Genomic DNA, 13,960 nt, shown 5'->3' with positions numbered 1-13,960 from the left:
TCTTTTCCTGCTGAATCATGTAGAAAAGACAATGCCGGTTGCATTAACCGGCATTGCGACTCACCCACTTCTTAAATTCAGGCGCGGCGTTTAGTTGCTGAATCCATCCATACCGCCAGCAATAAAATCGCCCCTTTCACTATATACTGCCAGAAGGTGGGAACATCCATCATACTCATTCCATTATCCAGAGATGCCATAATAAATGCGCCCATGACGGCACCGGCAACACTTCCGATCCCTCCCGCCAGGCTGGTTCCTCCAATCACACATGCGGCAATGGCGTCCAGCTCGGCAATGTTTCCGGCAGAAGGAGAGCCTGCACCAAGTCGCGAGCTAAGAATTAACCCGGCAATGGCAACCATCAAACCGTTAATGGCAAAGACGGCCAGTTTGGTGCGCTCAACGTTGATGCCGGAAAGGCGGGCGGCTTCCAGGTTGCCACCAATCGCGTAGATCCGCCGACCAAATGCGGTTCGTGTTGCCATAAACATCCCCCCGAGCAACAGCAACGTCAGCAGTAGCACGGGAGTAGGGACACCGCGATAATCATTCAATAGCCAGATTGCCCCTAATACGATAATGGCGGTTAATGCCTGGCGACCCACAACCGACGTTGATGCGGGAGATTCAAGACCTAAAGCCTGACGACGCATACGCCCGCGCCACTGCCAGCCAATAAACGCCATTAAACCGAGAGCGCCGATGATAAAGCCTGTGCCGTCGGACAAGTAGCTCTGACCAATCTGAGACATTGCAGCGCTGGTGGGTGATACCGTTGTCCCGTTGGTTATCCCAATAAGAATACCGCGGAACGCCAGCATACCCGCGAGGGTAACAATAAACGACGGTACCTTGCGGTAGGCTACCCACCATCCATTCCATGCACCGAGGAGTAAGCCCAGAACCAGCGTGACGATCACAGTCAGTGGTAGCGGCCAGCCTAACCAGACGTCACAGATCGCCGCTACACCGCCCAGCAACCCCATCATTGAACCAACTGAAAGGTCGATTTCGGCGGAAATAATCACGAACACCATACCAACGGCAAGAATGCCGGTAATCGCGGTCTGTCTCAGCAGGTTAGAGACGTTACGTGCGCTCAGGTAAGCACCGTCCGTGGTCCAGGTGAAGAACAGCATAATCACGATGATTGCCGCAATCATGACGAAGACTTGTAAGTTAAGCGATTTAATTGCGGGGAAACCGCTTGCCTGTGGGGCTGAAAGTTTCGCGTCAGACGGATTGTTTTTCGACATGATGTTCGCTCCTTAATGCGGCTTCCATCACCTGCTCCTGAGTCAGGTTATGATTTACCAGGTTAGCTTTCAGTTTTCCTTCATGCATCACCAGGATGCGATCGCTCAGTCCGAGAACTTCAGGCAATTCAGAAGAGATGACAATCACGGCGATCCCTTCCTGAACGAGCTGATTGATCAGTTTGTAGATCTCATATTTGGCACCGATATCAATTCCCCTGGTGGGTTCATCAAGAATGAGGATTCGGGGATTTAGCAGGAGGCAACGGGCGAGTATCGCTTTTTGCTGGTTACCTCCGCTCAGACGCCCGATCGCAAGGTCGGGAGATGATGTTTTCACTTTGAGCTGTTGAAGAGACTCCAGAATACATTTTTGTTCTGCGGCATCATCAAGATGGCTCATACCCCCGGTAAATTTATCGAGCGCAGCCAGCGTGATATTTTTTCCCACCGCCATCACCGGAACAATGCCATCTCTTTTTCTGTCTTCGGGCACCATGGCAATACCTTGAGCAATCGCTTGCTGGCAATTACGGATATTCACCTGAGTGCCTTCGATAAATATCTTACCTTCCCAGCGACCCGGCCAGACGCCAAACAGACACTGTACGGCTTCGGTGCGTCCGGCGCCGACCAGCCCGGCAATGCCCAAAATTTCACCACGCTTGAGTGAGAAAGAAATATCGTTGACGCGCTTTATATGACGATTTACGGGATGCCAGGCGGTCAGGTGTTCAACCCGTAAAATCTCTTCTCCCGCCGTATGAGGCTCGCTGGGATAAAGCGCAGTGAGCTCACGGCCTACCATCATGGTGATAATATCGTCTTCACTCATGCTGGTGGCATCGCGCGTGCCGATGTGTTGACCATCGCGAATAACGCAAATGGTATTTGATATGGCTTTAACCTCATTCAGTTTGTGTGAAATGTAAATGCAGGCAATATCATGCTGCTGCAGGTCACGTATGATATTCAGCAGTATTGCGGTTTCTTGCTCGGTGAGCGAGGCGGTAGGTTCATCCAGAATAAGCAACCGAACTTGCTTATTCAGCGCCTTAGCAATTTCAACCAACTGTTGTTGGCCTAAACCTAAATCGCCCACGCGCGTATCTGGTGAGATAGACAAACTGACCTGAGCGAGTAATTTTTGGCAGCGTAGCGTCATCATGTCGTAATCAAGAACACCGTTAAGGGTGATTTCGCTGCCTAGGAAGATATTTTCCAGAACGGTCAGATCTTTAACCAGTGCTAATTCCTGGTGAATAATTGCAATACCCTTGCGTTCGGTATCACGAATATGGCTGGCCCTTATGGTTTCGCCGGAAAAAATGATATCGCCTTCGTAGGTTCCATGTGGATAAATACCACACAGCACTTTCATTAATGTCGATTTACCTGAACCATTTTCACCGCATAGTGAAACGATTTCGCCAGCATTCACCCTGAGGCTAACGTTATCAACAGCCTTCACTACGCCGAATGTCTTGGTAATGTTTTTCATTTCAAGAAGATATGGCATAACTGCTCCACATAAGCCAATAAGAGAACCCTGCGTGGACGTTCACGTATACCCGTGGCTATTTTGAAACCACGTTTGTTGCCCTCCGATTTTGCAGAGGGCATAACGCTTATAGATCGCTTTTCTTGTGGAATCCGTCTTTGATGACTGTCTCGTTAATATTGTCTTTGTTCACGTCAATTGGCGTTAGTAGCCGGGAAGGAACATCTTTCAGGCCATTATTCAGCGTGGAATCAGCTTTTGGCTGTTGGTCATTTCCGAGTTCGACTGCGATCTCTGCGGCAGTATTAGCGAGCAGAGTAATGGGTTTATAAACTGTCATCGTTTGTGTTCCGGCAACGATGCGTTTGATACCTGCAAGGTCTGCATCCTGTCCGGAAATAGCGACTTTTCCTGATAACCCTTGTGCGCTCAGCGCCTGGATCGCACCGCCAGCCGTTGCGTCATTTGAGGCAACCACTGCATCAATTTTGTTATTGTTGGCGGTTAACGCATTTTCCATAATCTTTAAGGCATTTTCAGGTAACCAACCGTCAACCCACTGATCGCCCACAACCTTAATTTTTCCGCTGTCGATATACGGTTTTAATACTTTCATTTGTCCGGCACGGAACAGTTTCGCATTATTATCGACTGGTGAACCGCCCATCAGAAAATAATTTCCTTGTGGTACGATATTGACTAATGATTGAGCCTGTAATTCTCCGACCTTTTCATTATCAAAAGAGATATAAAAGTCGATATCGGCATCATTGATCATGCGATCGTAAGCCAGTACTTTTATCCCTTCTTGTTTTGCTTCTTTGATAACGTTACTTAATACCTGGCCGTTGTAAGGGATTATCACAAGGACATCAACGCCTCGGTTGATCATGTTTTCAATCTGCGACATTTGGGTTTCTTCATTACCATTCGCCGATTGCACAAATACTTTCGCCCCGAGAGATTCAGCTTTGCTGACGAAAATATCGCGGTCTTTCTGCCAGCGTTCCAGACGGAGATCATCAATTGCCATACCGATTTTAACTTCTTTGGCATGACCTGCGACGCTGGTGAGTAAAAGAGAGGTACAGACAGTGAGTAAAATATTTTTCATCTTCATAATCGTGATGCCTTTTGTAGGGGATAGACAACAGTAAAAGTAACAATCACAGCGTAAGACGTAGCAGATTTTTAACAGGTAATGCACAGAAGGCAATTATAGATTTTTATCTTCCAGTTACGTTTTTTGGTTTATTTTCTAATTTATGACCGGGATCTTATTTTAAATGATTGACCAGCATGATTACATTTATCTTTGATAAGTAACGTTTTTTTAATTGAAGGTTTTTATTTTGAGAAGTGGCGCACACTTGTGAATTATCTCAATAGCAGTGTGAAATAACATAATTGAGCAATATGTGGGGAGTGCCCAATATTACGACATTATCAATCACCCGCCGCATTACCTGATTATGGAGCTCATTATGCAAGCCTATTTTGACCAGCTTGATCGTGTTCGTTATGAAGGCACTAAATCAACCAATCCATTAGCATTCCGCCACTACAACCCAGATGAAATTGTGTTGGGTAAGCGCATGGAAGATCATTTGCGATTTGCGGCCTGCTACTGGCATACCTTTTGCTGGAATGGTGCCGATATGTTTGGCGTTGGCGCGTTTAATCGCCCGTGGCAACAGCCTGGTGAAGCGCTGGAATTAGCGAAGCGGAAAGCGGATGTGGCATTTGAGTTTTTCCACAAACTGAACGTGCCTTACTACTGTTTCCACGATGTTGACGTCTCACCTGAAGGCGCCTCGCTGAAAGAGTATAAAAACAACTTTGCCCAGATGGTTGATGTTCTGGCGGAAAAACAGGAACAGAGCGGTGTAAAACTGCTGTGGGGTACGGCAAACTGCTTTACTAACCCGCGTTACGGCGCAGGCGCGGCCACTAATCCGGACCCGGAAGTTTTCAGTTGGGCGGCCACGCAGGTCGTGACTGCCATGGATGCCACGCATAAATTAGGCGGCGAGAACTATGTCCTGTGGGGCGGTCGTGAAGGTTATGAAACGCTGCTGAATACCGATCTGCGTCAGGAACGCGAGCAGATTGGACGCTTTATGCAACTGGTGGTGGAGCACAAACACAAAACTGGTTTTCAGGGGACGCTGCTGATCGAACCGAAGCCGCAGGAACCAACAAAACACCAGTACGATTACGATGCAGCGACTGTTTATGGCTTCCTGAAGCAGTTCGGTCTGGAAAAAGAGATCAAACTGAATATCGAAGCAAACCACGCCACACTGGCGGGTCACTCATTCCATCATGAGATCGCCACCGCTATCGCCCTTGGTCTGTTTGGCTCTGTCGATGCAAACCGCGGTGACGCGCAACTGGGCTGGGATACTGACCAGTTCCCGAACAGCGTGGAAGAGAATGCGCTGGTGATGTACGAAATCCTGAAAGCAGGTGGCTTCACCACCGGCGGTCTGAACTTTGATGCCAAAGTACGTCGCCAGAGCACCGATAAATACGATCTGTTCTATGGGCATATTGGTGCTATGGATACCATGGCGCTGTCGCTGAAAGTCGCGGCCCGTATGATTGAAGACGGTGGTCTGGATCAGCGAGTGGCAAAACGCTATGCCGGTTGGAATAGTGAGCTGGGCCAGCAAATTCTGAAAGGTCAGATGACGTTAACGGAAATTGCGCAGTACGCTGAACAACATAACCTGGCACCAGTGCACCAAAGCGGTCATCAGGAACTGCTGGAAAATCTGGTAAACCAGTATTTGTTCGACAAATAACAGGCCTCTGAGAGCGTGCGTAAGCCCGGATAGCTTTGCGCTACCGGGCATTTCTTTAAGGAAAGATACCCTATGTATATCGGGATAGATCTTGGTACATCAGGCGTAAAGGTAATCCTGCTGAACGAGCAGGGTGATGTGGTGGCCTCACAAGCGGAGAAGCTCACGGTCTCACGTCCTCATCCGTTATGGTCGGAGCAGGATCCTGAACAGTGGTGGCTGGCAACGGATCGCGCCGTAAAAGCGCTGTCTCAGCAACATTCACTCAGAGGGGTGAAGGCGCTAGGGATTGCCGGACAAATGCACGGTGCGACACTACTTGATAAGCAACAGAAGGTATTACGCCCGGCAATTTTGTGGAATGACGGACGCTGCGCTGAAGAGTGCGTGATGCTGGAAAATCTGATTCCGCAGTCCCGTAAGATCACGGGCAATCTGATGATGCCTGGTTTTACTGCGCCAAAACTGCTGTGGGTTCAACGCCATGAGCCGGAGATTTTCCGCCAGACTGAGAAAGTCCTGTTACCGAAAGATTATCTGCGTCTGCGCATGACCGGTGATTTTGCCAGCGATATGTCTGATGCGGCGGGTACGATGTGGCTGGATGTGGCGGAGCGTGACTGGAGTGATGTCATGCTGGAAGCATGTGGTCTGACCCGTGAGCATATGCCTGCTTTGTATGAAGGTAGCGAAATTACCGGGACACTGTTGCCTGCTGTTGCCCAATCATGGGGAATGTCGGAAGTCCCGGTCGTTGCTGGCGGTGGTGACAACGCGGCGGGAGCGGTTGGCGTAGGCATGATGAATGCTGGTCAGGCGATGCTCTCGCTGGGTACCTCTGGTGTCTATTTTGCGGTCAGTGATGGGTTCCTCAGCAAACCAGAAAGCGCGGTGCACAGTTTTTGCCACGCCTTACCTGAGCGCTGGCACCTGATGTCGGTTATGCTCAGCGCGGCGTCCTGCCTTGACTGGGCGGTGAAATTAACCGGGCTGGCGAACGTTCCGGCACTGATTAGCGCGGCGCAACAGGCGGATGACAACGCCGGTCCTGTCTGGTTTTTACCCTATCTGTCCGGTGAACGTACGCCGCACAACAACCCGCAGGCGAAGGGCGTGTTTTTTGGTTTGGCCCATCAACATGGTCCGGCTGAACTGGCTCAAGCTGTTCTGGAAGGGGTCGGTTTTGCGTTGGCAGACGGGATGGATGTGGTGCATGCCTGCGGCGTTAAACCGGCCAGCATTACGTTGATTGGTGGTGGGGCGCGCAGTGAATACTGGCGACAGATGCTGTCTGATATCAGTGGATTGCAACTGGATTACCGTACTGGTGGCGATGTCGGCCCTGCTTTGGGGGCGGCACGTTTGGCGCAAATTGCAATAAACCCCCGGAAGCCATTATCTGATTTACTGCCTCAGCTTGTGCTGGAGCAGTCGCATTACCCTGACGCAGAGCGCCATGCTCTCTTTCAGCAACGTCGCGAAACCTTCCGTCGTATCTACCAGCAATTGCTACCGCTAATGTCCTGACCTTATCCCTCTCTGCTCAGTAGAGGGGGATAAATCTTCTGTATGACTAAATCAAAACAATAGAAATTGAGTATGAATTAATTCTTAAATCTCAGCGTTGGCACTATTTCCTGTGTGATCTCCTTTGGGTACTTCATATCATCATCCCTGATGGATAAGGAGATCCCAATGAAGACTTTGAGGTTGTGGTCATGGATGTTATTCCTTTCTGGCGCACTTATTTACATTGTTGGTTTATGGCGGGCATGCCCACTGTTGAGTGGAAAAGGGTATTTTTTGGGTGTGTTGGTGACGGGGATGTTCGTTACGTATGCTTATCATCATGCTAAAAATCTTAATCAGAATGATGAACGCTTTTCCTCTGTATGTCAGATGGTGGCATTGATAACAACAGGATTACTGTTGGTAGGAATATGGAATGCCCCGTTATTACCTGTCGAAATGGGGCTGTATCCGGCGGCATTCGTAATGGGTTTACTGGGACAGATCCTGCTGTTGCGTCCGTTGAAAAAAGATCAACCTGATGAGACTTAACTCACCAGTCTGCGCGTATCTATTCGTTGCAACAGTATGGAAAGCAGCAAGCAACCTGCCAGGGTGGCGCTAAAAATCCACAGCATGTCCAGCGGGGGCCACGCTTTAAACTCGATCCCATTCGTGCGCAATGCATGAATGATCAGCGCATGGAAGCCATAAATACCCAGTGAATGGCGAGAAATAAGGCCAAGTACCGGTATGGTGCGCGTGCTGAGCGTATTTTTGATTAGTGTCAGCAGTGATATAGCGCAAATAAATACCATTGGACCGCAATAGAGATACCAGGTATCGGCAAAATTGCCTCGCCAGTGGAGTTCATGCAACGTCCCCCGAGAAATAATAACCACGCTAACGAGACACAGTAACGCACTGAGCCAGGTTAATGCGCGTTTTTGCGTCTCCATTATGCCAATTGCCCGCCCCAGCATGCCGTACAGAATGTAATAGAACGTATCGCCGTTGATGTATAAGTTGATGGGCAGCCACTCAAAACCGCTGATTTTTTGCGATACGGTGTTGGGATTGGCAATGACACCAAGTACAACCATTAGCGCCAGCAGCGTTTTCCCGCTGATATTCTTCACCTGAATCAGTGGTGATACCAGATAGATGACGGCGATGGCGAAGAAAAACCACAGGTGATAGAACACCGGTTTCTGCAACAGATTTATTAGCGATAGCCTGGCATTGATTGAGGTAAATAACAGGATGTAGGCCAGTGCTACGGAGCTGTAAAACAGAATGCAGAGTGCGATACGCACAAAATGTCGCGGCTGAGCACTTCGCTCGCCAAAAAAGAGATAACCCGAGATCATAAAAAACAACGGTACGCTGACGCGTGAGGCTGAATTTAGCACATTGGCAAGATCCCAGTTTACTGGGCTGACGATTTGCGCATTAGTGATGTACCAGGTAGTGGTATGAATCATAACTACCATTAAACAGGCAATCCCTCGCAGGTTATCAATCCAGAAAATTTTGGGCTGCATCAGTTCCTCTGTTTCCATTTAAAAATAATCTGACTGGCATTTTGTCGGCGTGTCTCACTGGAATAATCCGAGTTCTTACGCTAAAGCTTGTGGTGGTCCGAGGAGATTCTCACAATAGGAATCGAGTTTCAGACATAAATAATAATAAGACTGACCAGCAAAACAGGCGGTAATAAAATGATGATGAAGTATTTCTTTCCTGTGATGGTGACAACCTTCCTGTTGGCAGGATGCGCCGACCCTCAATCGTCCGTGGCCGAACAGAAGGCGCAAAAGGTCAAAGTCACTCCTACGCGTTCGCTGGATATGGAATCATTGTGCAAAAATGAGGCTGCCGAACGCTATAACACTGCGACCCAGAAAATTGATGTTACCGGCTTTGAACAATTCCAGGGTAGCTATGAGATGCGCGGTTCTACCTTCCGTAAAGAGAGTTTTGTCTGCTCATTTGATGCAGACGGGCAGTTTTTGCACCTTTCCATGCGCTAAGTGCACCCTTTTTCCCGTTTCGTACTGTATATCTTGCAGCCAGCGGGTATACTGACCGCTTCCTTTAAATCCACACGTATCCAGCACGAAATAATATGCAAAAGTTTGATACCAGGACCTTCCAGGGCTTGATCCTGACCTTACAGGATTACTGGGCTCGCCAGGGCTGCACCATTGTTCAACCATTGGACATGGAAGTCGGCGCGGGGACTTCTCACCCAATGACCTGCCTGCGCGCGCTGGGGCCGGAGCCGATGGCAACTGCTTATGTGCAGCCTTCTCGTCGTCCGACCGACGGTCGCTACGGCGAAAACCCGAACCGCTTACAGCACTACTATCAGTTCCAGGTCGTCATTAAGCCGTCACCGGACAATATTCAGGAACTGTACCTGGGCTCTCTGAAGGAGCTGGGTATGGACCCGACCATTCACGACATTCGTTTCGCGGAAGATAACTGGGAAAACCCAACGCTGGGTGCCTGGGGTCTGGGTTGGGAAGTGTGGCTGAACGGCATGGAAGTCACGCAGTTCACCTACTTCCAGCAGGTGGGTGGTCTGGAATGCAAGCCGGTGACCGGGGAAATTACCTACGGTCTGGAACGTCTGGCCATGTACATTCAGGGCGTAGACAGCGTTTACGACCTGGTCTGGAGCGACGGCCCGCTGGGTAAAACCACTTACGGCGACGTGTTCCATCAGAACGAAGTGGAGCAATCCACCTACAACTTCGAATACGCCGATGTGGATTTCCTGTTTACCTGCTTCGAGCAGTACGAGAAAGAAGCTCAGCAGTTGCTGGCACTGGAAAATCCGCTGCCGCTGCCTGCCTACGAGCGTATTCTGAAAGCCGCCCATAGCTTCAACCTGCTGGATGCGCGTAAAGCCATCTCCGTCACCGAGCGTCAGCGCTATATTTTGCGCATTCGCACCCTGACTAAAGCAGTGGCAGAAGCTTACTACGCTTCCCGTGAAGCCCTTGGCTTCCCGATGTGCAACAAAGACAAATAAGAGGCGGCCATGTCTGAGAAAACTTTTCTGGTGGAAATCGGCACTGAAGAGCTGCCACCAAAAGCACTGCGCAGCCTGGCAGAGTCCTTTGCTGCGAACTTTACCGCGGAGCTGGATAACGCCGGCCTCGCGCACGGCAATGTTGAGTGGTTTGCCGCCCCGCGTCGTCTGGCGCTGAAGGTAGCCGCTCTGGCTGAGTCTCAACCTGACCGCGAAGTTGAAAAACGCGGTCCGGCAATTGCCCAGGCATTTGATGCCAGCGGTAATCCGAGCAAAGCGGCAGAGGGTTGGGCGCGTGGTTGCGGCATCACTGTTGATCAGGCTGAACGCCTGACCACTGATAAAGGTGAGTGGTTGCTGTATCGTGCGCATGTGAAAGGCGAAAGTGCTGAAACGCTGCTGCCTGACATGATCGCCACCTCGCTGGCTAAGCTGCCGATCCCGAAACTGATGCGTTGGGGTGCGTCTGATGTTCACTTTGTGCGTCCGGTTCACACTGTGACCTTGCTGTTGGGCGACAAAGTTATTCCGGCAACGATCCTGGGTATTCAGTCCGATCGCGTGATTCGTGGCCACCGCTTTATGGGCGAGCCGGAATTCACCATCGACAATGCCGATCAGTATCCTGAAATCCTGCGTCAGCGCGGTAAAGTGATTGCCGATTACGCCGAGCGTAAGGCAAAAATTAAAGCCGATGCCGAAGAAGCGGCGCGTAAGATTGGTGGTAACGCCGATCTGAGCGAAAGTCTGCTGGAAGAAGTCGCCTCTCTGGTTGAATGGCCAGTGGTGCTGACGGCAAAATTTGAAGAAAAATTCCTCGCCGTACCTTCTGAAGCGCTGGTCCACACCATGAAAGGTGACCAGAAGTACTTCCCGGTATATGCGAACGACGGCAAACTGCTGCCGAACTTTATCTTCGTTGCCAATATCGAGTCTAAAGATCCACAGCAAATCATCTCCGGTAACGAGAAAGTGGTTCGTCCGCGTCTGGCTGATGCCGAGTTCTTCTTCAATACCGACCGCAAAAAACGTCTGGAAGACCATTTGCCGCGCCTGCAAACCGTGCTGTTCCAACAGCAACTGGGTACGTTGCGTGATAAGACCGATCGTATTCAGGCGCTGGCGGGCTGGATTGCCGGTCAGATTGGCGCTGATGTTAATCATGCGACCCGTGCGGGCCTGCTGTCAAAATGTGACCTGATGACCAACATGGTCTTCGAGTTCACTGACACTCAGGGCGTGATGGGCATGCACTACGCACGTCATGATGGCGAAGCGGAAGATGTTGCTGTGGCGCTGAACGAACAGTATCAGCCTCGCTTTGCCGGCGATGAGTTGCCGTCCAACCCGGTTGCCTGTGCGGTAGCGATTGCCGATAAGATGGACACCCTGGCGGGTATCTTCGGTATCGGCCAGCATCCGAAAGGTGACAAAGACCCGTTTGCACTGCGTCGTGCTGCGCTGGGCGTACTGCGTATCATTGTTGAGAAAAACCTGACTTTGGATCTGCAAACGCTGACCGAAGAAGCGGTTCGTCTGTACGGTGATAAGCTGACTAACGCCAATGTGGTTGATGACGTTATCGACTTTATGCTCGGCCGCTTCCGCGCCTGGTATCAGGATGAAGGTTACAGCGTTGATACCATTCAGGCTGTGCTGGCGCGTCGTCCGACTCGTCCGGCTGATTTCGACGCACGCATGAAGGCGGTTTCGCACTTCCGTACGCTGGAAGCCGCATCTGCGCTGGCTGCTGCCAACAAACGTGTATCGAACATTCTGGCGAAGTCAGAAGAGAAGCTGAATGACCGCGTGAATGCGTCAACGCTGAAAGAGCCGGAAGAGATTGCGCTGGCGATGCAGGTTGTCGTGCTGCGTGACAAGCTCGAGCCGTTCTTCGCTGAAGGCCGCTACCAGGAAGCGCTGGTTGAGCTGGCTGAACTGCGTGAGCCTGTGGATGCTTTCTTCGAGAAAGTGATGGTGAACGTCGAGGATAAAGAGCTACGTATTAACCGTCTCTCTATGCTCGAAAAACTGCGCGAGCTGTTCCTGCGCGTGGCGGATATTTCACTGCTGCAGTAATTGTCGTGAAATGACTTAGAAAATGCCGGATAAGCAAAATTGCGCTATCCGGCATTTTTTATGCTATCAGCGCAGTTGCAATTCTGTCAGGCAGGTCTGGCTATCATTCATCGTCTTAATGGAATGAGCCGCACTTTTACCGTTATAACTCACTTCGATCGTGCCTTCTATATTGCGCGGTAGCCATACGCCGATAAATCCATTACGGCCGCTTTTCATCTCTTTTTGTACGACAACATCACCTTTGTTATCCGTCACTTTGACATCAAAAGTCTTCTCAGGCATTTCGCCCTGGCAGCCAGAGAGACTGTGGTTAAAGCAGGGGTGCGTTTGCCATTCATAAGGGGCAAAGGACAGGTAGAACTTATCGCCGAGCGGCAGTGTATAAACCTGCTCACCGGAAGACAGCTTAAGAGCCGTACTGGTAACGGAAGCAGAGTAGGGTAATGGACGACTCTGAGGCGACTGGTCAATGGTTTCTACCATTTGTTCGACGGATTTCCCGCTAAGCCCATGTTGCGCCAGAAAGGTTGACTCTGGGGTTGCTGCAAATACGTTACTGGCTGTGAATAAACCCAAAAGCAGCAGCAGTGAGGATTTCGACATAGCTTCAATTCCTTGTGAAAATTGTGGAATACATGCCGACGTACTATAAAGCTTGCCCTTAGGGAAAGGTCAAAGGTGTAGTGGGTAAAGTAATGCAAAGAAGAGAGGAGAGGGATTTATCGCAACGTGCAAATAAAAAAATCCCCGCCATTTGGCAGGGATCTTGAATTCTGAGCTTTTTTAAGCTTACAGGCTGGTTACGTTGCCAGCTGCCGGGCCTTTAGCGCCGCTTTCGATGGTGAAGGAAACTTTCTGACCTTCGTCCAGGGATTTGTAGCCATCGTTCTGGATAGCAGAGAAGTGTACGAACACGTCTTTAGAGCCATCGTCAGGAGTGATGAAGCCGAAACCTTTGTCAGCGTTGAACCATTTTACGATACCAGTCATTTTACCGGACATAGTGTATTACCTTTTAAAAAATAAGTGTGCCTTTCGGCGATATGGCGTGCTTTACAGATTTTTTAACAGTAAAGGAAATGCTCACTACGAAGGGTATCAACGATAACTCTTGAAGGGACTTGCCTTACTAAACTGCTTTAATGGTCTGTACGTCAAACCGTTGAGTGCATTAACTCATTTTACGCATAGGGATGCAACTACTATTTTCTTTTTTGTGGATAGCGACGGCGAGAAAACGGCCCTTTTTCAGGGCCGTTCTTAAATCAAATGTGAAAAATGTTCTAATCCATCAACTGCTTACTTAATCTTGGGTCCGCCTGTATCAGGCGCATCAATTTCAATTCAGTGCTGGAAGGCTTTACGCGTTTAGACTCCCACTCATGGACCATCGCGACCGTCACGCCCATTACACGGGCAAAATCATCTGTTTTTAATCCAGTCCCTCGTCGTAGCTGTTCAAATTCGGTGAAAGGGTTGGATTTTTGCGTCAGGGTTACCGTCTGCGATACATCTTTAAAAACAATCTGTTCCAGACTGCTCAGCAGTTCAAACATAGGATCTTTGTATTCCATTGAGAACTCCTAAAATCACACAACGGGATCGTGAATTTGATCAAAGCTCATTAAGAATAGTCGTAAAAAATGAAGGCGGACTGAAGGTTCTGGTTATGGATTCGTTTCAGCGTCTCGCGTGGGGCAACCTGTAGTTTGCTAACGATTTGATAACGGTCGGGATCTCCAGACAACGGATCCCAATTGTA

Annotated in this window: 13 protein-coding genes; 6 read left to right on the top strand and 7 right to left on the bottom strand. The window is 49.7% G+C overall.

The window, feature by feature from the left end; translation table 11 throughout:
• Positions 1 to 77: 77 nt before the first annotated feature.
• The 3 genes from xylH to xylF all read right to left on the bottom strand — a co-directional run bounded on the left by xylH (position 78) and on the right by xylF (position 3,880).
• Complete coding sequence (gene xylH, locus SK36_RS20855) at positions 78 to 1,259, bottom strand: xylose ABC transporter permease XylH (protein ID WP_048223065.1); 1,182 nt, start codon at positions 1,257 to 1,259, stop codon at positions 78 to 80.
• Positions 1,237 to 2,778 carry a xylose ABC transporter ATP-binding protein gene (locus tag SK36_RS20850; RefSeq protein WP_048223063.1) on the bottom strand — a complete coding sequence of 514 codons (1,542 nt, stop codon included), beginning with the start codon at positions 2,776 to 2,778 and terminating at the stop codon, positions 1,237 to 1,239. The genes xylH and SK36_RS20850 overlap by 23 nt, the downstream gene beginning before the upstream one ends.
• A 109-nt stretch (positions 2,779 to 2,887) precedes the next feature.
• On the bottom strand, positions 2,888 to 3,880 hold the full coding sequence (gene xylF / locus SK36_RS20845) for a D-xylose ABC transporter substrate-binding protein (protein ID WP_045448714.1): 993 nt from the start codon (positions 3,878 to 3,880) through the stop codon (positions 2,888 to 2,890).
• A 364-nt stretch (positions 3,881 to 4,244) separates the two neighbouring features.
• Between xylF and xylA the strand changes: the two genes are divergently transcribed.
• The 3 genes from xylA (at position 4,245) to yiaB (ending at position 7,628) form a co-directional block, all read left to right on the top strand.
• A complete protein-coding gene (gene xylA / locus SK36_RS20840; RefSeq protein ID WP_045448712.1) occupies positions 4,245 to 5,567 on the top strand; it encodes a xylose isomerase in 1,323 nt (440 codons plus the stop codon).
• A 72-nt stretch (positions 5,568 to 5,639) separates the two neighbouring features.
• The gene (gene xylB / locus SK36_RS20835) at positions 5,640 to 7,094 is read left to right on the top strand and encodes a xylulokinase (RefSeq protein ID WP_048223059.1); all 1,455 of its coding nucleotides are present in this window, start codon (positions 5,640 to 5,642) and stop codon (positions 7,092 to 7,094) included.
• 168 nt (positions 7,095 to 7,262) lie between these two features.
• On the top strand, positions 7,263 to 7,628 hold the full coding sequence (gene yiaB, locus SK36_RS20830) for an inner membrane protein YiaB (RefSeq protein ID WP_045448707.1): 366 nt from the start codon (positions 7,263 to 7,265) through the stop codon (positions 7,626 to 7,628).
• Here yiaB and SK36_RS20825 read toward each other — a convergent pair.
• Positions 7,625 to 8,620, bottom strand: coding sequence for an acyltransferase (locus SK36_RS20825; RefSeq protein ID WP_048223486.1), 996 nt, complete (start codon positions 8,618 to 8,620; stop codon positions 7,625 to 7,627). The genes yiaB and SK36_RS20825 overlap by 4 nt on opposite strands.
• A gap of 177 nt (positions 8,621 to 8,797) precedes the next feature.
• Here SK36_RS20825 and SK36_RS20820 point away from each other — a divergent pair, with 177 nt between their 5' ends.
• From SK36_RS20820 to glyS, 3 genes are all read left to right on the top strand, one after another.
• Entirely contained in the window at positions 8,798 to 9,109 is a 312-nt protein-coding gene (locus SK36_RS20820; protein WP_048223056.1) for a YsaB family lipoprotein, read from the top strand.
• Between the two features lie 95 nt (positions 9,110 to 9,204).
• Positions 9,205 to 10,116: a glycine--tRNA ligase subunit alpha gene (gene glyQ / locus SK36_RS20815; protein ID WP_048223052.1), complete on the top strand. Its 912-nt coding sequence runs from the start codon at positions 9,205 to 9,207 to the stop codon at positions 10,114 to 10,116.
• Between the two features lie 9 nt (positions 10,117 to 10,125).
• Positions 10,126 to 12,195 (top strand): glycine--tRNA ligase subunit beta, encoded by a 2,070-nt coding sequence (gene glyS / locus SK36_RS20810; RefSeq protein WP_045448701.1) that lies wholly within the window; start codon positions 10,126 to 10,128, stop codon positions 12,193 to 12,195.
• Between the two features lie 66 nt (positions 12,196 to 12,261).
• On the opposite strand, the gene cueP is transcribed toward glyS, so the two are convergent.
• From cueP to SK36_RS20795, 3 genes are all read right to left on the bottom strand, one after another.
• Complete coding sequence (gene cueP / locus SK36_RS20805) at positions 12,262 to 12,801, bottom strand: copper-binding periplasmic metallochaperone CueP (RefSeq protein ID WP_045448698.1); 540 nt, start codon at positions 12,799 to 12,801, stop codon at positions 12,262 to 12,264.
• A 186-nt stretch (positions 12,802 to 12,987) separates the two neighbouring features.
• A complete protein-coding gene (cspE, locus tag SK36_RS20800) occupies positions 12,988 to 13,200 on the bottom strand; it encodes a transcription antiterminator/RNA stability regulator CspE (protein WP_000014594.1) in 213 nt (70 codons plus the stop codon).
• 281 nt (positions 13,201 to 13,481) lie between these two features.
• On the bottom strand, positions 13,482 to 13,772 hold the full coding sequence (locus tag SK36_RS20795; protein ID WP_045448692.1) for an HTH-type transcriptional regulator: 291 nt from the start codon (positions 13,770 to 13,772) through the stop codon (positions 13,482 to 13,484).
• Between the last annotated feature and the right edge of the window lie 188 nt (positions 13,773 to 13,960).

Origin of the sequence: Citrobacter sp. MGH106, assembly GCF_001037495.1 — a bacterium.
GTDB classification, from domain to species: domain Bacteria; phylum Pseudomonadota; class Gammaproteobacteria; order Enterobacterales; family Enterobacteriaceae; genus Citrobacter; species Citrobacter murliniae.
This window is presented reverse-complemented; position numbering and strand designations above follow the sequence as displayed.

What these genes read in the sequence shown, in the direction of transcription:
- SK36_RS20850 (WP_048223063.1), bottom strand. Translation starts at nt 2,778, where the DNA reads ATGCCATATCTTCTTGAAATGAAAAACATTACCAAGACATTCGGCGTA.
- cspE (WP_000014594.1), bottom strand. Translation starts at nt 13,200, where the DNA reads ATGTCCGGTAAAATGACTGGTATCGTAAAATGGTTCAACGCTGACAAA.
- glyQ (WP_048223052.1), top strand. Translation starts at nt 9,205, where the DNA reads ATGCAAAAGTTTGATACCAGGACCTTCCAGGGCTTGATCCTGACCTTA.
- SK36_RS20825 (WP_048223486.1), bottom strand. Translation starts at nt 8,620, where the DNA reads ATGCAGCCCAAAATTTTCTGGATTGATAACCTGCGAGGGATTGCCTGT.
- SK36_RS20820 (WP_048223056.1), top strand. Translation starts at nt 8,798, where the DNA reads ATGATGATGAAGTATTTCTTTCCTGTGATGGTGACAACCTTCCTGTTG.
- xylF (WP_045448714.1), bottom strand. Translation starts at nt 3,880, where the DNA reads ATGAAGATGAAAAATATTTTACTCACTGTCTGTACCTCTCTTTTACTC.
- yiaB (WP_045448707.1), top strand. Translation starts at nt 7,263, where the DNA reads ATGAAGACTTTGAGGTTGTGGTCATGGATGTTATTCCTTTCTGGCGCA.
- xylB (WP_048223059.1), top strand. Translation starts at nt 5,640, where the DNA reads ATGTATATCGGGATAGATCTTGGTACATCAGGCGTAAAGGTAATCCTG.
- SK36_RS20795 (WP_045448692.1), bottom strand. Translation starts at nt 13,772, where the DNA reads ATGGAATACAAAGATCCTATGTTTGAACTGCTGAGCAGTCTGGAACAG.
- xylA (WP_045448712.1), top strand. Translation starts at nt 4,245, where the DNA reads ATGCAAGCCTATTTTGACCAGCTTGATCGTGTTCGTTATGAAGGCACT.
- xylH (WP_048223065.1), bottom strand. Translation starts at nt 1,259, where the DNA reads ATGTCGAAAAACAATCCGTCTGACGCGAAACTTTCAGCCCCACAGGCA.
- glyS (WP_045448701.1), top strand. Translation starts at nt 10,126, where the DNA reads ATGTCTGAGAAAACTTTTCTGGTGGAAATCGGCACTGAAGAGCTGCCA.
- cueP (WP_045448698.1), bottom strand. Translation starts at nt 12,801, where the DNA reads ATGTCGAAATCCTCACTGCTGCTGCTTTTGGGTTTATTCACAGCCAGT.